Raw genomic sequence first — 18,096 nt, forward strand, 5'->3', positions numbered from 1 at the left:
CGGAGGTTGTCCACAGGCCGGCGCGGATGTCAGTGGCGGCCTGCATCATGAAGCCATGACCGAGATCGAGCAGTTGCTGACACAGGTGACCGCACAGGCCCGCAACTCCCGCCCGTGGGGCTGGCCTTCGCTCCCCGCGCCCGTCGACGCCATCACGCTCGACCGCGCCGGTCAATCCCTCGGTTTCCCGTTGCCACCTCTCCTCGCGGCGCTCTACGAGCGGGTGGGCGACGGCGGTTTCGGCCCGTCGTACGGCCTGCTGCCCCTGCTCGACTCCGCGCCCTCGGGAGAACCGGCCGCCGTCCCCCAGTACCTCACCAACCGCGAGTACGGCCGCAAGAACCCGGACTGGCCCTGGCCCGAGGGCGTCCTGCCGATATCGCACTGGGGGTGCGGCATGTACGCCTGCGTGGACTGCAGGGACCCGCAGGCCACGGTCCTGCTCTACGAGCCCAACGCCGACGGCGCCGACGGTGCCTGGTTCGTGGACGCGCCCAGCCTCACCGACTGGCTGCGCATCTGGCTGGAGGGCACGGGCTGGTACGAGGAGACCGACGAGGGCACGGATCTCACCCCCTGGGGCGGCTTCCGGACCCGCACGGCCCCGGAGCGGGCCCTCTGACGGACGGAGTCTGCCGAAGGCGGCCGCCGCGGTCCCACGCGGCAGCCCGCGGTCGCGGTGGTCGACGTCGTGGCGGCCACCGTGTCTACCGGGCCGCCACCCACCGCCGTACGGCGTACGCCGCCGCACCCAGCGCCAGTACGGCCGCCCCCACGACCACCGAGATCACCGGCAGCGCGAAAGCGAGGATCACACACCCCAGCAGTCCCACCGCCGGAACCATCCGCGCCCGCGGCGCCGGATCCAGGGTCCACGCCGAGGCGTTGGCCAGCGCGTAGTACGCCAGCACCCCGAAGGAGGAGAAACCGATGGCACCCCGTACGTCCGCGGTCGCCGCCACCGCGGCGACCACCGCGCCGACGGCCAGCTCCGCGCGGTGCGGGACCTGGAAACGGGGGTGTACGGCGGCCAGCGCCGGCGGCAGATGACCGTCGCGGGCCATGGCCAGCGTCGTCCGCGACACCCCCAGGATCAGTGCCAGCAGCGAGCCGAGCGCGGCCACCGCGGCCCCCACCCGCACCACGGGCACCAGCCCCGGTACCCCGGCCGCCCGCACCGCGTCGGCCAGCGGCGCGGCCGCCCGCCCCAGCCCGTCCGTGCCCAGCACCGAGACCGCGGCCACCGCCACGCACGCGTACACCACCAGAGTGATCCCCAGAGCCAGCGGGATCGCACGCGGAATGGTGCGCGCCGGGTCCCGGACCTCCTCACCGAGGGTCGCGATCCGCGCGTACCCGGCGAACGCGAAGAACAGCAGACCGGCCGCCTCGAGTACCCCGCCCACGCCCGTCGGCAGTCCGACGTCCAGCCGCTCCGCGTCCGCCGCCCCGGACGTCAGGCACACCACCACCACGGTTGTGAGGACCGCCAGGACCACTGCGACGATCACCCGGGTCAGCCAGGCCGACTTCTGGATGCCGCCGTAGTTCACGGCGGTCAGCGCCACCACGGCGGCCACCGCCACCGCGTGCGCCTGCCCCGGCCAGACGTAGGCGCCCACGGTGAGTGCCATCGCCGCGCAGGACGCCGTCTTGCCGACGACGAACGCCCAGCCCGCGAGGTACCCCCAGAAGGTGCCGAGCCGCTCCCGCCCGTACACGTAGGTACCGCCCGACTGCGGGTACCGGGCGGCCAGGCGTGCCGAGGACATGGCGTTGCAGTAGGCGACCAGGGCTGCGACGGCCAGAGCCGGCAGCAGCCCCGACCCTGCGGCGCGGGCGGCGGGGCCGAGGGCGGAGAACACGCCGGCCCCGACCATCGAGCCGAGGCCGACGATCACTGCGTCGTGCACGCCCAGCGTCCGCCGCAGACCGGAAGGAGTTGAGGAGGCCACCCGGCGCACCCTACTGATCGCTGCAACCGTGCGGTATCGCCCAGGCGTCCTCGTCATCGACAAGGCACGAACACACGCGCGACGGACACATGCGGACGGCTCGGACGGCCTGTCCGGCACCACCTGTCCGGCACAGCCGGCCCCGACCGAAATCACAGGGCCGGAACAGTGCGAACACAGCGTGGAAGGGCAGGTTCAGGTCATGGGCATCATCAGCTGGATCATCCTGGGACTGTTGGCCGGCGCCATCGCCAAACTCCTGCTGCCGGGGCGCGACCCGGGGGGCTTCATCGGCACGACCCTCATCGGCATCGTGGGTGCGTTCCTCGGCGGCTGGATATCGGCCCGCTGGCTGGACCACCCGGTCACCAAGAACTTCTACGACGGCGCGACCTGGGTGGCGGCGATCGGCGGCTCGCTGGTCCTGCTGATCGTCTACCGCATCCTGTTCGGCAACTCGCGCGACTGACCACGTCCGGCCGGTGCCGACGCACGAGTAAGCGAGTAAGTACGAGGAGGGCGGGCACCGCGCGGTGCCCGCCCTCCTCGTACTTCGAAGACGCTGCCTACCGGTAGTTCACGAACTGGAGCGCGAAGTCGAAGTCCTGGCCCTTCAGGAGCGCGATCACGGCCTGGAGGTCGTCGCGGCTCTTGGAGCTGACCCGCAGTTCGTCGCCCTGCACCTGGGCCTTGACGCCCTTGGGGCCCTCATCACGGATGATCTTCGCGACCTTCTTCGCGTTCTCCTGGGAGATGCCCTCCTCGATCGACGCGAAGATCTTGTACTCCTTGCCGGAGAGCTGCGGCTCACCCGCGTCCAGCGCCTTCAGCGAGATGCCACGCTTGATCAGCTTCGACTGGAAGACGTCGAGGATAGCCTTGACCCGTTCCTCGGAGTTCGCCTGCATCAGGATCTTCTCGCCGGACCAGGCGATCGAGGCGTCCACGCCCTTGAAGTCGTAACGCTGCGAGACCTCCTTGGCGGCCTGGTTGAGGGCGTTGTCGACCTCCTGCCGCTCGACCTTCGAGACGATGTCGAAACTGGAGTCGGCCATGTCCTGTGGCTCCTTGTATCGGGGGTGTGACGGGATGCGTCGCGGCGCGCGACGGCAGCCGCCGAGCCCGGGGTGGGGACCGGGCCGCATCCGCACCAGCCTAGCCACCCCGCGTCCCGCGGGCGGCGATCAATCGGGTGGCGGAGCACCCCTGCGGATCGGGTATTGTTTACGTCGTTGCCAGGGAGCACCGCCGAGAAGCGGTACGGCCTGGTGGCAAAACCCGGCGGTGTGCCCGAGCGGCCAAAGGGAGCAGACTGTAAATCTGCCGGCTCAGCCTTCCCAGGTTCGAATCCTGGCGCCGCCACACGGGAACGAAGGACCCGTGACCTGCGATCATGCAGGTCACGGGCCCTTCGTCATGTGCTCGGTCGCATGTCCTCGCGCGGGCCGGACCGTGTGGACGCGGGGCGTGGACGCCGGGCGTGACGAAGATCATGACGGTGGTTCGCCGGTGAGGCGGCCGGGCTGCGGTCCGCCGCGGATCCTCTGCCTCGGGGCACACTGAACACATGTCCTCCCGACGCAGAACCTGCCCGGTGTGCCGCCGTGAAATCGCCGTCGTGGCGGGCCGTTTCGCGCGGCACGACCCGCCCGGGGCCCGCGAGGCCGGAGAGCTCCTCTCCTGCTCCGGCTCGCGGCAGCAGGCCCGGACCGGGGCCGTGGAACCCTCGTTGGACGGTTACGTCGTGCGGGAGTTCCCCGGGCAGCTGCCGCTGTTCTGAGAACTCAGTTCCCGGCCACCGACTTCACGGCCACCGTGACCGGCGTCGACCCGCCGATCAGCTCCAGGGTCAGGCCCGCCGTCGCCGAGGTGTCCACCAACTCCGCCAGTACGGCGGCCACGTCGTCACGGGAGACCGCACCCCGGCCCGTGTGCGCCTCCAGCCGCACCAGACCGGTGCCCGGCGCGTCCGTCAGCGAACCGGGGCGCAGGATCGTCCAGTCGAGAGTGCTCTGCCCGGTCACGTACGCGTCGGCCTCGCCCTTGGCCCGCAGGTACACGTCGAAGACGTCGTCGCCTCGGTGTGCCGGGTCCGCGCCCATCGAGGAGACGACCACGAAACGGCGTACGCCCGCGCGCACGGCCGCGTCCGCGAACAGCACCGCCGCGCCCTTGTCCACCGTCTCCTTGCGGGCCGTCCCGCTGCCCGGGCCCGCGCCCGCCGCGAACACCGCCGCGTCCGCCCCCTGCAGGAGCGCCGCGACCTCCTCGACCGACGCCGACTCCAGGTCCAGCAGCAACGGTTCGGCGCCGGCCGCCCGCAGGTCGTCGCCCTGCTCGGCTCTCCGGATGATTCCCGCGACCTCGTCCCCGCGCGCGGAGAGCAGCCGCTCCAGCCGCAACGCGATCTGACCATGACCACCAGCGATGACAATGCGCATGTTTCAGACCGTACGCCCGAAGCCCCGCATCCGCCGCACGACTTCATGCGCCCCACACGCCCGGGTGGTTCCTCCTGGCGCGCGCCGGTCAGGTACGGGCGCGCTGCGGGGATCCCGCGCTCCGTGCCGCGCGCTCCCGCGCCCCGGCCCGCGCCCGGGCGTTCGCGTTCGCGTGCCCCTCAGGACAACTTCCCCCGCCCCTGCCGCGGCAGCCCCAGTTCCGCTGCCACCACCGAGTTGCAGTACTCGCGGACCGCGCTCGTGCGTGCCACCACGCGCCCCCGGTGCACCACGATCCGGCTGTAGGCGAGCGAGAGCGCGCCGGCCAGGTGGTCGCCGCGTACCGCGAGGAGTTCGGCGGGGAAGCCGGCCTCGACGCGGACCTCGGGCAGGCCGAGGGCGGCGCGGGATGCGGTGCTCACGGCGTCGTAGGCGTCCTCGGGGCGCAGGCCGTGCCGGGAGGCCAGGAGGTAGGCCGCCTCCAGGGGGTCGCCGCGGCCGACGGGGTTCGACAGGTCGCGCAGGGCGCCGCTGCCGGCGGCGATCCGCACCCCGGCCGCGCGCAGCAGCCGTACCGGAGGCGTGCCGCGGCGGTCCACGGCACCGCAGCCGCCCTGAGGCAGGCACACCACCGTGATGCCGGCCGCGGCGAGTTGGTCCGCGACCCGCGCGGCGACCTCGGCGGGCAGGCGCGCGAGCCCGGCGCACGGTCCGAGGACCACGCCGGGACGCATGCCGCCCGCCATCGCCGCGAGCCTGGCCAGCCGGGCAGGGTCGGTGGCGTCGGTGTGCAGGTCGACCGGGCAGCCGTGTTCGGAGGCGACCTCCAGGACCGCCTCCGCGTAGCCGGTGGGATCGGGGTCCAGGTCGGGGCAGCCGCCCATGACCGACGCGCCCATCTTCGCGGCGTCCCGCAGCATGGCGAGCCCGTCGGCGCCGGCGAGCCCGGTCAGCACGCGCGGCATCGCGACCGCCGTGAGTTCCGCGAGCCCCCGCAGCGAGCGGCGCGCCTGGAGGACGGCGGCAAGGGCACCCAGCCCCTGGACGTCGCCCACGCGCACGTGCGCGCGTACCGCCGTCGCACCGTGTCCCAGCTGCAGCAGGGCCGCCTCGGTGGCGCGGCGCTGGACGTCCTCGGTTTCGTAGGAGACCGGGCCGTCGTGTTCGGCGGAAAGCGCGGTGTCGCCGTGGGCGTGCGGTTCGGCCGGGGCGGGGAGGAGGAGGTAGCCGGACAGGTCCACGCGCGTGCCGCCCGTGCGGGCCGGGCCCGCGGCCAGACTGCCGGCCGTGCCCACCGCCTCGATGCGACCGCAGCCCAGCCGCACGTCCACGGTCCTGCCGTCGGTGAGCCGCGCCCCGCACAGCAGGAGCGCGGCCGGGTCGGGCTGGCCCGAGGAACCCTGGGGGTTGGACGACGACGAGGGCGGCTGCGGCTGGCTGTCGGGCATCGCGCTCCATCAGGGTCGGGCCAGGCATGGGACTCAAGATCACGCAGAGTGAGTCGAGCCTAGGGCGGCGAGCCGCGTGCGGCGGGGAGGAGCTCAATAGTCGTACCGGAGCCGTCGGACCTGCGGGGAACGGCCCCCCACGCGCGCGTGGGGGGTGACGGAAGGGGCCCGGGAGGCCGTTGTGAGCCGTGCGGGAGGCGGTCGGAAGGGGACCGGAGGGGGCCGGGAAGGGCGGCGGGAAACGGATTTGGGCGAACGGCGGCCGAGCGTGTAATGTCTTCATCGCTCGCCCCAATAGCTCAGTCGGCAGAGCGTCTCCATGGTAAGGAGAAGGTCTACGGTTCGATTCCGTATTGGGGCTCTGGTGTGAGAGGTTCCCGTCGCGAGGCGGGGGCCGATCTCATCAAAGCGGTGTAGCTCAGTCGGTAGAGCAAGCGGCTCATAATCGCTGTGTCACCGGTTCAAGTCCGGTCACCGCTACTGACAGTAGCCGATTGCGGGGTCGGTCCTTCGATCGGCTACTCTTTCTTGCGTTGAATCAGTCCATCCGTTCGTCTTAGGAGCACTCACGTGGCTGCCACCGACGTCCGCCCGAAGATCACGCTGGCCTGCGTGGAGTGCAAGGAGCGGAACTACATCACCAAGAAGAACCGGCGTAACAACCCGGACCGTCTTGAGATGAAGAAGCACTGCCCGCGTTGCAATGCGCATACCGCGCACCGCGAAACGCGATAACAAACAGGCTCGTCCGTGAGGCCGTCCCCGACTCGGGGGCGGCCTCACGGCGTTTCGGCCGATGCCTTCCCGCTAGTTTGTGGGGCAGCACAGCAGACATCAGGAGGTGCCGGGCCAATGGCGCTCGACCAGTCCTTCGTGGGACGGACCTACCCACCCACCGAGCCCTACGAGGTGGGCCGGGAGAAGATCCGTGAGTTCGCCGAGGCGGTGGGTGACACCAACCCCGTGTACACGGACCCGGAGGCCGCCAAGGCGCTCGGCCATTCCGATGTGATCGCCCCGCCGACTTTTGTTTTCTCGATCACGTTCCGCGCGGCGGGCCAGGTCGTCGAGGACCCGCAGCTCGGCCTGGACTACACCCGGGTGGTGCACGGTGACCAGAAGTTCGCCTACCGGCGTCCGGTGCGCGCCGGCGACCGGCTGACCGTGACCTCGACCATCGAGGCCGTCAAGTCCCTCGCGGGCAACGACATCATCGACATCCGCGGTGACGTCCACGACGAGACCGGCGAGCTCGTGGTGAGCGCCCTGACCAAGCTGGTGGCCCGCGCTGCGGACGAAGAAGAAGGCGGGGCGTGAGCATCCGATGACGTCGAAGATCGCGTACGAGGACGTCGAGGTCGGCACCGAACTGCCGGCCCAGACCTTCCCCGTGACCCGCGCCACACTGGTGCGGTACGCGGGCGCCTCCGGGGACTTCAACCCGATCCACTGGAACGAGAAGTTCGCCAAGGAGGTGGGCCTCCCGGACGTCATCGCCCACGGCATGTTCACCATGGCCGAGGCGATCCGGGTCGTCACCGACTGGACCGGCGATCCGGGCGCGGTCGTCGACTACGGCGTCCGCTTCACCAAGCCCGTCGTCGTCCCGAACGACGACCAGGGGGCCCTGATCGAGGTCAGCGCCAAGGTCGCGGCCAAGCTCGACGACAACACCGTGCGCGTCGACCTGACGGCGACGAGCGCGGGGCAGAAGGTGCTGGGCATGTCGCGGGCGGTCGTGCGGCTGGGCTGAGTCAGCCGTCTCGGTAAGGGGCGCCCTCCCGTGAGCGACGCCCCTTACCGCGTGGCCCTGGAGGGCGGCGGTCCGGACTCCTTGACGTAGTTAGTGATTGGGTACTAACTTTCTCGCATGGTCAGGATGAGCGCAGAGGAGCGGCGCGAGAGCGTCATCCGTGCGGCGATTGCCGAGTTCGCACAGAGGGGCTATTACGGCACCTCCACCGAGGCGATCGCCAAGCGGGTCGGGGTCTCGCAGCCGTACCTCTTCCGGCTCTTTCCGGGCAAGAAGGCGATCTTCGCCGTCGCCTCGCAGCGCTGCATCGACGAGATGCGCGAACTCTTCGAGAAGGTGGCCGAGGGGTTGCGGGGCGAAGAGGCCCTGCATGCCATGGGTGACGCCTACGTGCAGATCATCCAGGAGCGGCCGGAGCGGCTCCAGATGCAGATGCAGACGTACATCGCCGTCGCGGCCGCCGAGGCGGAGGGCGAGCACGAGTTCGGCGAGCTCGTGCGGGCCGGCTGGGGGCGCCTGTGGGACACCGTCCACCTGCTCTCGGGGGCGGACGCCGACCGCACCACGGCCTTCCTGGCCAAAGGGATGCTCATCAACACCTATGCCGCCATGGGGTTTCCGCCCGAGCACCGGGTCTGGCAGGGGATGCACCCGGACGCCGGAGTCACGGAGCGGCTGGAGTAGTGCGGCGACGAGTCAGGGGCGGTTCGCCGTTCCCGGACCGGGTCTTTTCATGGCGCAGGAAATTAGTGATCGATAACTAATCAATGCAACGCAGAGCACGCTCTGGGGGAGCGATGTCAGAAGAAACCGCACGTCGTGGGGGCGCCGGATGGGCCCTCGTCATCACCAGCGTCGCCGGGTTCATGGCGGCCCTCGACAACCTCGTCGTCACCACCGCCCTGCCCTCGATCCGCAAGGACCTCGGCGGAGCCCTGGACGACCTCGAATGGACCGTGAGTGCCTACACGCTCACCTTCGCCGTCCTGCTGATGTTCGGCGCCGCCCTGGGCGACCGCTTCGGCCGGCGCCGGCTCTTCCTCGCCGGACTCACCGTCTTCACCGGCGCCTCCGCCGCGGCGGCCATGGCACCCGGCATCGACTCCCTGATCGCCGCCCGCGCGGTGCAGGGCGTCGGCGCGGCGATCATGATGCCGCTCACGCTCACCCTGCTGACGGCAGCCGTGCCCGAGGCCAGGCGCGGGATGGCATACGGCATCTGGGGGGCCGTCAACGGGCTCGCGGTCGCCTCCGGGCCGCTCATCGGCGGCAGCCTCACCGAACACGTGTCCTGGCATTGGATCTTCTGGCTGAACGTACCGCTCGGCCTCGCCCTCCTGCCGCTCGCCCGCCTCCGCCTCGCCGAGTCGCACGGAACCGGCGCCCCGCTCGACGTCCCTGGCACCCTGCTCGCCAGCGGCGGCCTCTTCGGGATCGTCTACGGCCTGGTGCGTGGCCCCGCCGACGGCTGGACCAGCCCTCTCGTGCTCACCGGCCTGTTCACGGGCGGCGCCCTGCTCGCCGGCTTCGTCCTCCACGGCAGCCGCGCCAAGAACCCCATGCTGCCCATGCGGCTCTTCCGCTCCCGCGCCTTCTCCGGGATCAACGCGGCCAGCCTGCTGATGTTCCTCGGGATGTTCGGGTCGATCTTCCTGCTCAGCCAGTACATGCAGGGCGTGCTCGGCTACTCGCCCACCGAGGCCGGCCTGCGGATGCTGCCCTGGACCGGCATGCCGATGATCGTCGCGCCGATCGCCGGCATCCTGTCCGACCGCATAGGCGGCCGCCCGGTCGTCGCGGCCGGGCTCTTCCTCCAGGCCGCCGGGCTCGGTTACCTGGCCTCGGTCGTCACCGCCGACGCCTCCTACGGCGCCCAGCTGCCCGGCCTGATCGTCAGCGGCATCGGCATGGCCCTGTACTTCGCCCCGGCCGCCAACCTGGTGATGTCCGCCGTACGCCCGCAGGAACAGGGCATCGCCTCCGGCGCCAACAACGCGCTGCGCGAGGTCGGCGGCGCACTCGGCGTCGCGGTCATGTCGTCCATCTTCTCCGCCCAGGGCGGCTACGAGAGCGCCCAGAGCTTCGTGGACGGACTGCAGCCCGCCCTGGTCACCGGCGCGGCCGTGGTGGCCCTCGCCGGGATCGCCGCCCTGGCCATCCCCGGCCGGCGGCGCGCCGCGCGGCTCCTGGCGGAGGGGGAGCCGGCCCCGGCACTGGAGACCGTCGGCGGCTGACGACGGCTGACGGCACGCGCGCGTGGGGCCCGTTTCAGGTGCGGACGGGGCCTCACGCGCGCGTGCCGCTCGTGGTGGCCGGACCGCCGGCGGCGTCTCGTAGTCTTGGGCGCGTGCAGGAACTCCACGACGCCCCCCTCGCCCCCCTCACCACCTTCCGGCTCGGCGGCCCCGCCACCCGGCTGGTCACCGCGACCACCGACGCCGAGGTGATCGCCGCCGTCCGCGCGGCCGACGACAGCGGGACCCCGCTGCTGGTCATCGGCGGCGGATCGAACCTGGTCATCGGCGACAAGGGCTTCGACGGCACCGCCCTGCGCATCGCCACCACCGGATTCGAACTGCGCGGTACGACGCTGGAGCTGGCGGCCGGTGAGGTGTGGACCGACGCGGTCGCCCGCACTGTCGAAGCGGGTCTCGCGGGCATCGAGTGCCTCGCCGGCATCCCGGGATCCGCGGGGGCCACGCCCATCCAGAACGTGGGGGCGTACGGGCAGGAGGTCTCCTCGACCGTCACCGAGGTCGTCGCGTACGACCGGCGGACCGGCAGGACCGTGACGCTGGCCAACGAGGAGTGCGCGTTCTCGTACCGGCACAGCCGGTTCAAGGGCGACCCCGAGCGGTACGTCGTCCTGCGCGTCCGGTTCGGGCTGGAGGACGCGGGCGGGCTGTCGGCGCCGGTGCGGTACGCGGAGGCCGCGCGGGCGCTCGGGGTGGAGCCGGGGGACCGGGTGCCGCTCGCCGACGCCCGCGAGACCGTGCTCAAGCTGCGTGCCGGAAAGGGCATGGTGCTGGATCCCGAGGACCACGACACCTGGTCGGCGGGATCCTTCTTCACCAACCCGATCCTCACGGACGAGCAGTTCGCCGCCTTCCGCGCACGCGTACGCGAGCGGCTGGGCGACGCGGCCGAGCCGCCCGCCTACCCCGCCGGGGAAGGGCGTACCAAGACCTCGGCGGCCTGGCTGATCGACAAGGCCGGGTTCACCAAGGGGTACGGCAGCGGTGCGGCCCGGATCTCCACGAAGCACACGCTGGCGCTGACCAACCGGGGCGGGGCCACGACCGAGGACCTGCTGGAGCTGGCGCGGGAGGTCGTCGCCGGGGTCCGGAAGGCCTTCGGCGTGACCCTGGTCAACGAACCGGTGACCGTCGGCGTCAGCCTCTGAGCGCTCCGCCGGACTCAGTACGCCACGCCCACCCCCTGCTTCACCGTCCCCGCGTCCTCGATCATCGCGAGCATCGCGTGGGCCACGTCCGCCCTTGCGATGAAGCGTCCCTTGCGCGGGAAGCCGCCCACCACTGTGCGGTAGGTACCGGTCAGCGGCTTGTCCTGCAGGCGCGGTGGGCGTACGGAGGTCCAGTCGGTGCCGCTGCGGGACAGTTCGGCCTCCATCGCGCGCAGGTCGTCGTAGACCGGCTTGAGGACGGTGGCGACCAGACCGCGCATGGTGCGGTCCAGTAGGCCGTCGTCCGGTTCCGGGCCCACCGGTGCGGCGCTGACCACCACCAGCCGCCGTACGGACTCCGCCCCCATGGCGGCCAGGACCGTGCGGGTCAGCCGGGCGGCGACGCCGGCGTCGCCCCGGCCGCGCGGGCCCAGACCGGACAGGACCGCGTTCCGGCCGGTCACTGCCGGACGGATCACCTCGGGGTCGGTGAGGTCCGCGCGGACCACCTCCAGGCCCGTGCCGGTCACGGTCAGCCGGGCGGGGTCGCGGACGACCGCCGTGACCCGGTGGCCGGACGCCAGCGCCTGACGGACGATCTCCCGGCCGATCCCGCCGGTCGCGCCGAACACAGTGAGATTCATGACTGCTCCCGTTCCAGCACAGTGGTTGTGGGTGGAGGTGGGTGAGTGTTCACTCACCCATTGCCACCTCTAGGGTGGGTAAGCACTCACTCACCCGTCAAGGCTTCTCGGGAAGTCCGTCGGAATCGCCTGAAGGGGCATGTGATCCTTGGATGCCATGGAGCAGAAACCGGCCCGCGTCCGCATCCTCGACGCCGCTCACGAGCTGATGCGCACCGTCGGGCTCGCCCGCGTCACCACCAAGGAGATCGCCAGGGCGGCCGACTGCTCCGAGGCGGCCCTCTACAAGTACTTCCCCAGCAAGGAAGAGCTGTTCGTGCACGTGCTCACCGAGCGGCTGCCGCGGCTCCTCCCGCTCCTGGGCGAGCTCACCGTCGAACCCGGCCGGGGCAGCCTGGAGGACAACCTCACGCAGATCGCCCGGCAGGCCGCGCTCTTCTACGAGGAGAGCTTCCCGATCACCGCGTCCCTCTACGCCGAGCAGCAGCTCAAGCGGAAGCTCGACGACACACTGCGCACCATCGGCGCGGGACCGCACGTGCCGATGAGGGCCCTGGACGGCTACCTGCGCGCCGAGGCGGCCCTCGGCCGGATCCGGCCCGACGCCGACACGTCCGCGGCCGCCGCCCTGCTCCTCGGCGCCTGTGTCCAGCGCGTCTTCTCCTACGAGGCGACGGAGACCGGGGAGCGCCCGCCGGTGGACGCGTTCGCCGCCCGCATCGCCCGCACCCTGCTCGGCGGGCTCTCCGTCGCCGAGGAGCCCGCCCGCCCGTGACCGGGGATCAGGCCACCGGGGCGGTCAGCCAGGCGTCGATGTCCGCCAGGAGCCCGGCCTTCACGTCCTCCGGTGCGGCCGAGCCGCGTACCGACTGGCGGGCCAGTTCGGCCAGTTCGGCGTCGGTGAAGGCGTGGTGCACGCGCGCGATGTCGTACTGCGCGGCCAGCCGGGAGCCGAACAGGAGCGGGTCGTCGGCACCCAGGGCCATCGGGACGCCGGCCTCGAAGAGGGTGCGCAGCGGGACGTCCTCGGGCTTCTCGTAGACGCCCAGGGCCACGTTGGAGGCCGGGCACACTTCGCAGGTGATCTCCCGGTCCGCCAGGCGCTTGAGCAGCCTCGGGTCCTCGGCCGCACGGACGCCGTGCCCGATCCGGGAGGCGTGCAGGTCGTCGAGGCAGTCCCGCACCGACGTCGGCCCGGTCAGCTCGCCGCCGTGCGGGGCCGCCAGCAGGCCGCCCTCGCGCGCGATGTGGAAGGCCCGGTCGAAGTCCCGCGCCATGCCCCGCCGCTCGTCGTTCGACAGTCCGAAGCCGACCACACCCCGGTCCGCGTACCGGATGGCGAGCCGGGCCAGTGTGCGCGCGTCCAGAGGGTGTTTCATACGGTTCGCGGCCACCAGGACGCGCATGCCGAGGCCGGTCTCCCGGGAGGTCGTCTCCACCGCGTCCAGGATGATCTCCAGGGCCGGGATCAGACCGCCGAGGCGCGGCGCGTACGAGGTCGGGTCCACCTGGATCTCCAGCCAGCGCGAACCGTCCTTCAGGTCCTCCTCCGCGGCCTCCCGGACCAGGCGCCGGATGTCCTCGGGCTCTCTCAGGCAGGAGCGCGCAGCGTCGTACAGCCGCTGGAAGCGGAACCAGCCCCGCTCGTCGGTGGCCCGCAGTCTCGGCGGTTCGCCGCTGGTCAGGGCGTCGGTAAGCGCCTCGGGGAGGCGTACGCCGTATTTGTCGGCCAGTTCCAGGACGGTTCCCGGCCGCATCGAACCGGTGAAGTGCAGATGCAGATGAGCTTTCGGCAGCTCAGAGACATCACGTACGTGCTCCATTCCAGGATCCTGCCGTACGTACCTGCCGTACCGGTAGCCGATTCCCCATTAGTGGCCTTGCTCGCACACGAGAACGCACCCGAGGACGCACGCGAGAACGGGCCGCCTCCCCGCAGGGAGACGGCCCGCACGCGCGTGTGCAGCGCGAGAAGGAGTCAGTCCTTCGCCTCGGCCAGCAGCTTCTGCATCCGGCTCACGCCCTCGACGAGGTCCTCGTCACCCAGCGCGTACGACAGCCGCAGGTAGCCGGGCGTGCCGAAGGCCTCACCGGGGACGACCGCGACCTCGGCCTCCTCCAGGATCAGCGCGGCCAGCTCGACCGAGTCCTGCGGGCGCCTCCCGCGGATCTCCTTGCCGAGCAGCGCCTTGACCGACGGGTAGGCGTAGAAGGCGCCCTCGGGCTCGGGGCAGACCACGCCGTCGATCTCGTTGAGCAGCCGCACGACAGTCCGGCGGCGCCGGTCGAAGGCCTCGCGCATCGTCGCCACGGCCTCCAGGTCACCGGTGACGGCGGCCAGGGCGGCGACCTGCGCCACGTTGGAGACGTTCGACGTGGCGTGCGACTGGAGGTTCGTGGCCGCCTTGACGACGTCCTTGGGGCCGATGAGCCAGCCCACCCGCCAGCCGGTCATGGCGTACGTCTTCGCCACGCCGTTGACGACGATGCACTTGTCGCGCAGCTCGGGCAGGATCGCCGGCAGCGAGGTGAACTTGGCGTCGCCGTAGACCAGGTGCTCGTAGATCTCGTCGGTGAGGACCCACAGGCCGTGCTCCACGGCCCAGCGGCCGATCGCCTCGGTCTCGGCCTCGCTGTAGACCGCGCCGGTCGGGTTGGACGGGGAGACGAAGAGCACGACCTTCGTCTTCTCGGTGCGGGCCGCCTCCAGCTGCTCCACGGAGACGCGGTAGCCGGTGGTCTCGTCCGCGACGACCTCGACCGGGACACCGCCGGCCAGGCGGATGGACTCCGGGTACGTCGTCCAGTACGGGGCGGGGACGACGACCTCGTCGCCCGGGTCGAGGATCGCGGCGAAGGCCTCGTAGATGGCCTGCTTGCCGCCGTTGGTGACGAGGACCTGGGAGGCGTCGACCTCGTAGCCGGAGTCGCGCAGCGTCTTCGCGGCGATCGCGGCCTTCAGCTCGGGCAGACCGCCGGCCGGGGTGTAGCGGTGGTACTTCGGGTTCTTGCAGGCCTCGACGGCGGCTTCGACGATGTAGTCCGGCGTCGGGAAGTCGGGCTCACCGGCGCCGAAGCCGATCACCGGGCGCCCGGCGGCCTTGAGGGCCTTGGCCTTGGCGTCCACGGCGAGGGTGGCGGACTCGGAGATCGCGCCGACTCGGGCGGAGACCCGGCGCTCGGTGGGAGGGGTTGCAGCGCTCATGGGGCCCATCGTTTCAGACTGGAAACCTGCCCGGCACGCCGGTTTCACGGACTGAACAACTACGGACCGAACCATGCACAAGCGTGCGGATCCGCCCCCGGGCCAGGACGATCTTCCGTACGGTCGGCCCGGACTGCCGCTTTCTGTTCGACGCGGGCCCGCGGACCACGTACACTCTCCACTCGTTGGCCTTCAGCGGCCGCGCGTGAGCAGGTGCACACCGAGCACCCGGTCGGATGCGGTACGTTGGGGACACAGCAAAGGGTCGTAGCTCAATTGGTAGAGCACCGGTCTCCAAAACCGGCGGTTGGGGGTTCAAGTCCCTCCGGCCCTGCTACACACACCGCCAGGATGTGTGCGCATGTACGTACAAGCATTGCACCGCCGTGCGGCTCCAGAAACCGGGCGCGGCACGGCCATGACCCGGGACCAGGTGAGGACGAATGACGGACGCCGTGGGCTCCATCGACACGCCTGATGCCGATGAGGTGCAGGAGTCCAAGAAGAAGGGCCGCAAGGGCGGCAAGCGTGCCAAGAAGGGCCCGCTGAAGCGCCTTGCCACTTTCTACCGCCAGATCATCGCGGAGCTCCGCAAGGTCGTCTGGCCGACTCGTAACCAGCTGACGTCGTACACCACCGTGGTGATCTTCTTCGTCGCCATCATGATCGCTCTGGTGACCGTGATTGACTATGGGCTCAACCACGCGGCCAAGTACGTCTTCGGCTGAGCACAGAGCGAAGGGCGCCGTGGTACCGGCGCCCGTTTTCGCATGTTCCACCCCTATGTATCCAGGAAGAAGCAGCCATCGTGTCTGACCCGAACCTGAACGACGCCGTCACGCCCGATGAGGCCGTCGATGACGAGCTGGACATCGTCGAGGGCGCGGACGAGCAGGACGAGTTCGAGGCTGCCGAGGCCGAACTGGGGGAGCCGGCCGAGGAGGCCGCCATCCACGTCGAGGACGAGGACACGGCGGAGGACGAGGACGCCGACGGCACCGAGGACGCCGAAGAGGCCGAAGAGGTTCTCGAGGAGGCGCCGGCCGAGCCGGTCGACCCCGTCCAGGCGCTGCGCGAGGAGCTGCGCGTGCTCCCCGGCGAGTGGTACGTCATCCACACGTACGCCGGCTACGAGAACCGTGTGAAGACCAACCTGGAGCAGCGCGCCGTCTCGCTGAACGTCGAGGACTACATCTTCCAGGCCGAGGTGCCGCAGGAAGAGGTCGTCCAGATCAAGAACGGCGACCGCAAGACCATCAAGCAGAACAAGCTGCCCGGTTACGTGCTCGTCCGCATGGACCTGACCAACGAGTCGTGGGGTGTCGTCCGCAACACCCCGGGTGTCACCGGCTTCGTCGGCAACGCGTACGACCCGTACCCGCTGACCCTGGACGAGATCGTCAAGATGCTCGCGCCGGAGGCCGAGGAGAAGGCGGCGCGCGAGGCGGCGGAGGCCGAGGGCAAGCCGGTGCCGCAGCGCAAGGTCGAGGTCCAGGTGCTGGACTTCGAGGTGGGCGACTCGGTGACGGTGACCGACGGTCCGTTCGCCACGCTGCAGGCGACGATCAACGAGATCAACCCGGACTCCAAGAAGGTCAAGGGTCTGGTGGAGATCTTCGGGCGAGAGACGCCGGTGGAGCTTTCGTTCGATCAGATCCAGAAGAACTAGTCGGTAGTTTCTCAGGCCGAAGGTGCGTGGGGGCTGGTCGCGCCCACGCGGCGGTAGCCGCACATTGCTACAGCCCCACGCCCCTTGGCAAGCCAGGTCAGGTAGGCCTCAAGCGGGCCACCTGACCTGCTTCGTTTTTGGCCGCGCATCTATACCCGTTATCGTTGTGCGGTATGCCTGCGTTCGGGTTGGTCCCCTCGCGCAGGCAGGACCCGAAATGAAAGGACCCGGAGAGCTATGCCTCCCAAGAAGAAGAAGGTCACGGGGCTCATCAAGCTCCAGATCAACGCCGGTGCGGCGAACCCGGCCCCGCCGGTCGGTCCCGCGCTCGGCCAGCACGGCGTCAACATCATGGAGTTCTGCAAGGCCTACAACGCCGCGACCGAGTCGCAGCGCGGTTGGGTCATCCCGGTGGAGATCACGGTCTACGAGGACCGCTCCTTCACCTTCGTCACCAAGACCCCGCCGGCCGCGAAGATGATCCTCAAGGCCGCTGGTGTCGAGAAGGGCTCCGGCGAGCCGCACAAGACCAAGGTCGCCAAGATCACCGAGGCGCAGGTCCGCGAGATCGCCCAGACCAAGCTGCCCGACCTCAACGCCAACGACCTGGACGCCGCGTCGAAGATCATCGCCGGCACCGCCCGTTCCATGGGCATCACGGTCGAGGGCTGAACCCCACCTTCGTAGAACCACCGTGGTAGGGCCTGCTCGGCCCGTACACCACGACTCCTTCAGAACACACAGGAGCAAGTTGTGAGCAAGCGCAGCAAGGCTCTCCGCGCTGCGGACGAGAAGATCGACCGGGAGAAGCTGTACGCCCCGCTCGAGGCCGTCCGTCTCGCCAAGGAGACCTCCACGACCAAGTTCGACGGCACCGTCGAGGTCGCCTTCCGCCTGGGTGTCGACCCGCGCAAGGCCGACCAGATGGTCCGTGGCACCGTGAACCTCCCGCACGGCACCGGCAAGACCGCCCGGGTCCTGGTCTTCGCGACCGGTGACCGTGCCGAGGCCGCGCGTGCCGCGGGCGCCGACATCGTCGGCGCCGACGAACTGATCGACGAGGTGGCGAAGGGCCGTCTGGACTTCGACGCCGTCGTCGCCACCCCGGACCTCATGGGCAAGGTCGGCCGCCTCGGCCGCGTCCTCGGCCCCCGTGGTCTGATGCCGAACCCGAAGACCGGCACCGTCACGCCGGACACCGCCAAGGCTGTCAACGACATCAAGGGCGGCAAGATCGAGTTCCGCGTCGACAAGCACTCGAACCTGCACTTCATCATCGGCAAGACGTCCTTCGACGACGACAAGCTGGTGGAGAACTACGGCGCGGCGCTGGAGGAGATCCTCCGTCTGAAGCCGTCCGCCGCCAAGGGCCGCTACATCAAGAAGGCCGCGGTCAGCACCACCATGGGCCCCGGCATCCCGGTCGACCCGAACCGCACCCGCAACCTCCTCACCGAGGAGGACCCGGCCGCCGTCTGAGCCCCGCGCTCGGTCCGGTAGCCGCGTCAGGGACGCGACACCATCAGGACGGGCCCCGCAACCTCGCGGTTGCGGGGCCCGTCCTGCTGTTTGAGTGAC

21 protein-coding genes and 4 tRNA genes are annotated in these 18,096 nt (G+C 70.6%); 18 read left to right on the plus strand and 7 right to left on the minus strand.

The genetic code is table 11. The features are described 5' to 3' along the window. Window positions 1-55 precede the first annotated feature (55 nt). The gene (locus tag ACFY0K_RS28570; RefSeq protein WP_390642246.1) at window positions 56-622 is read left to right on the plus strand and encodes an SMI1/KNR4 family protein; all 567 of its coding nucleotides are present in this window, start codon (window positions 56-58) and stop codon (window positions 620-622) included. 85 nt (window positions 623-707) lie between these two features. Here ACFY0K_RS28570 and ACFY0K_RS28575 read toward each other — a convergent pair whose 3' ends face one another. After that, the gene (locus ACFY0K_RS28575) at window positions 708-1,913 is read right to left on the minus strand and encodes an APC family permease (RefSeq protein WP_390642247.1); all 1,206 of its coding nucleotides are present in this window, start codon (window positions 1,911-1,913) and stop codon (window positions 708-710) included. A 244-nt stretch (window positions 1,914-2,157) separates the two neighbouring features. Between ACFY0K_RS28575 and ACFY0K_RS28580 the strand changes: the two genes are divergently transcribed. Further along, window positions 2,158-2,424 (plus strand): GlsB/YeaQ/YmgE family stress response membrane protein, encoded by a 267-nt coding sequence (locus tag ACFY0K_RS28580; RefSeq protein WP_390642248.1) that lies wholly within the window; start codon window positions 2,158-2,160, stop codon window positions 2,422-2,424. Between the two features lie 97 nt (window positions 2,425-2,521). Here the strand turns inward: ACFY0K_RS28580 and ACFY0K_RS28585 are convergent, their stop codons facing one another. Then, complete coding sequence (locus tag ACFY0K_RS28585; RefSeq protein ID WP_093499708.1) at window positions 2,522-3,010, minus strand: YajQ family cyclic di-GMP-binding protein; 489 nt, start codon at window positions 3,008-3,010, stop codon at window positions 2,522-2,524. A gap of 225 nt (window positions 3,011-3,235) precedes the next feature. Here ACFY0K_RS28585 and ACFY0K_RS28590 point away from each other — a divergent pair. Beyond that, window positions 3,236-3,317, plus strand: a tRNA-Tyr gene (locus tag ACFY0K_RS28590). 205 nt (window positions 3,318-3,522) lie between these two features. Continuing rightward, window positions 3,523-3,735 carry a hypothetical protein gene (locus ACFY0K_RS28595; protein WP_390642249.1) on the plus strand — a complete coding sequence of 71 codons (213 nt, stop codon included), beginning with the start codon at window positions 3,523-3,525 and terminating at the stop codon, window positions 3,733-3,735. Window positions 3,736-3,739: 4 nt separating this feature from the next. Here ACFY0K_RS28595 and ACFY0K_RS28600 read toward each other — a convergent pair whose 3' ends face one another. Together ACFY0K_RS28600 and ACFY0K_RS28605 are read right to left on the minus strand one after the other, a co-directional pair. After that, window positions 3,740-4,396: an SDR family oxidoreductase gene (locus ACFY0K_RS28600; protein ID WP_390642250.1), complete on the minus strand. Its 657-nt coding sequence runs from the start codon at window positions 4,394-4,396 to the stop codon at window positions 3,740-3,742. Between the two features lie 179 nt (window positions 4,397-4,575). After that, window positions 4,576-5,844, minus strand: a complete 1,269-nt coding sequence (locus tag ACFY0K_RS28605) for a hydrolase (RefSeq protein WP_390642251.1) — start codon at window positions 5,842-5,844, stop codon at window positions 4,576-4,578. Window positions 5,845-6,132: 288 nt separating this feature from the next. Between ACFY0K_RS28605 and ACFY0K_RS28610 the strand changes: the two genes are divergently transcribed. From ACFY0K_RS28610 to ACFY0K_RS28645, 8 genes are all read left to right on the plus strand, one after another. Then, a tRNA-Thr gene (locus ACFY0K_RS28610) sits at window positions 6,133-6,205 on the plus strand. Window positions 6,206-6,251: 46 nt separating this feature from the next. Next, window positions 6,252-6,324 (plus strand) — tRNA-Met (locus tag ACFY0K_RS28615). Between the two features lie 90 nt (window positions 6,325-6,414). Beyond that, window positions 6,415-6,579 (plus strand): 50S ribosomal protein L33, encoded by a 165-nt coding sequence (gene rpmG, locus ACFY0K_RS28620; RefSeq protein WP_003948671.1) that lies wholly within the window; start codon window positions 6,415-6,417, stop codon window positions 6,577-6,579. Between the two features lie 117 nt (window positions 6,580-6,696). Continuing rightward, the gene (locus tag ACFY0K_RS28625) at window positions 6,697-7,161 is read left to right on the plus strand and encodes a MaoC family dehydratase N-terminal domain-containing protein (protein ID WP_390642252.1); all 465 of its coding nucleotides are present in this window, start codon (window positions 6,697-6,699) and stop codon (window positions 7,159-7,161) included. A gap of 7 nt (window positions 7,162-7,168) precedes the next feature. After that, window positions 7,169-7,597 carry a MaoC family dehydratase gene (locus ACFY0K_RS28630; protein WP_390642253.1) on the plus strand — a complete coding sequence of 143 codons (429 nt, stop codon included), beginning with the start codon at window positions 7,169-7,171 and terminating at the stop codon, window positions 7,595-7,597. Between the two features lie 117 nt (window positions 7,598-7,714). Then, window positions 7,715-8,281 (plus strand): TetR/AcrR family transcriptional regulator, encoded by a 567-nt coding sequence (locus ACFY0K_RS28635; RefSeq protein WP_390642254.1) that lies wholly within the window; start codon window positions 7,715-7,717, stop codon window positions 8,279-8,281. Window positions 8,282-8,394: 113 nt separating this feature from the next. Continuing rightward, on the plus strand, window positions 8,395-9,831 hold the full coding sequence (locus ACFY0K_RS28640; RefSeq protein ID WP_390642255.1) for a DHA2 family efflux MFS transporter permease subunit: 1,437 nt from the start codon (window positions 8,395-8,397) through the stop codon (window positions 9,829-9,831). 113 nt (window positions 9,832-9,944) lie between these two features. Then, window positions 9,945-11,000: a UDP-N-acetylmuramate dehydrogenase gene (locus ACFY0K_RS28645; RefSeq protein ID WP_390642256.1), complete on the plus strand. Its 1,056-nt coding sequence runs from the start codon at window positions 9,945-9,947 to the stop codon at window positions 10,998-11,000. Between the two features lie 14 nt (window positions 11,001-11,014). Here ACFY0K_RS28645 and ACFY0K_RS28650 read toward each other — a convergent pair whose 3' ends face one another. Beyond that, window positions 11,015-11,644: an NAD(P)-dependent oxidoreductase gene (locus tag ACFY0K_RS28650; RefSeq protein ID WP_390642257.1), complete on the minus strand. Its 630-nt coding sequence runs from the start codon at window positions 11,642-11,644 to the stop codon at window positions 11,015-11,017. Window positions 11,645-11,801: 157 nt separating this feature from the next. Here ACFY0K_RS28650 and ACFY0K_RS28655 point away from each other — a divergent pair, with 157 nt between their 5' ends. After that, on the plus strand, window positions 11,802-12,419 hold the full coding sequence (locus ACFY0K_RS28655; protein WP_390642258.1) for a helix-turn-helix domain-containing protein: 618 nt from the start codon (window positions 11,802-11,804) through the stop codon (window positions 12,417-12,419). A 7-nt stretch (window positions 12,420-12,426) separates the two neighbouring features. On the opposite strand, the gene ACFY0K_RS28660 is transcribed toward ACFY0K_RS28655, so the two are convergent. After that, on the minus strand, window positions 12,427-13,467 hold the full coding sequence (locus ACFY0K_RS28660) for an adenosine deaminase (RefSeq protein WP_390642259.1): 1,041 nt from the start codon (window positions 13,465-13,467) through the stop codon (window positions 12,427-12,429). A gap of 155 nt (window positions 13,468-13,622) precedes the next feature. Further along, window positions 13,623-14,849, minus strand: coding sequence for a pyridoxal phosphate-dependent aminotransferase (locus ACFY0K_RS28665; protein ID WP_390642260.1), 1,227 nt, complete (start codon window positions 14,847-14,849; stop codon window positions 13,623-13,625). 261 nt (window positions 14,850-15,110) lie between these two features. Between ACFY0K_RS28665 and ACFY0K_RS28670 the strand changes: the two genes are divergently transcribed. From ACFY0K_RS28670 to rplA, 5 genes are all read left to right on the plus strand, one after another. Continuing rightward, a tRNA-Trp gene (locus ACFY0K_RS28670) sits at window positions 15,111-15,183 on the plus strand. Window positions 15,184-15,292: 109 nt separating this feature from the next. Further along, a complete protein-coding gene (secE, locus tag ACFY0K_RS28675) occupies window positions 15,293-15,577 on the plus strand; it encodes a preprotein translocase subunit SecE (RefSeq protein ID WP_093499675.1) in 285 nt (94 codons plus the stop codon). 80 nt (window positions 15,578-15,657) lie between these two features. Beyond that, a complete protein-coding gene (gene nusG, locus ACFY0K_RS28680; RefSeq protein ID WP_390642261.1) occupies window positions 15,658-16,518 on the plus strand; it encodes a transcription termination/antitermination protein NusG in 861 nt (286 codons plus the stop codon). A 237-nt stretch (window positions 16,519-16,755) separates the two neighbouring features. Next, the gene (gene rplK / locus ACFY0K_RS28685) at window positions 16,756-17,190 is read left to right on the plus strand and encodes a 50S ribosomal protein L11 (RefSeq protein ID WP_037858373.1); all 435 of its coding nucleotides are present in this window, start codon (window positions 16,756-16,758) and stop codon (window positions 17,188-17,190) included. 81 nt (window positions 17,191-17,271) lie between these two features. Further along, on the plus strand, window positions 17,272-17,997 hold the full coding sequence (gene rplA / locus ACFY0K_RS28690; RefSeq protein WP_093499673.1) for a 50S ribosomal protein L1: 726 nt from the start codon (window positions 17,272-17,274) through the stop codon (window positions 17,995-17,997). Window positions 17,998-18,096: the final 99 nt, after the last annotated feature.

The sequence above is a fragment of the Streptomyces sp. NPDC001507 genome, assembly GCF_042894765.1.
Lineage (GTDB): Bacteria > Actinomycetota > Actinomycetes > Streptomycetales > Streptomycetaceae > Streptomyces.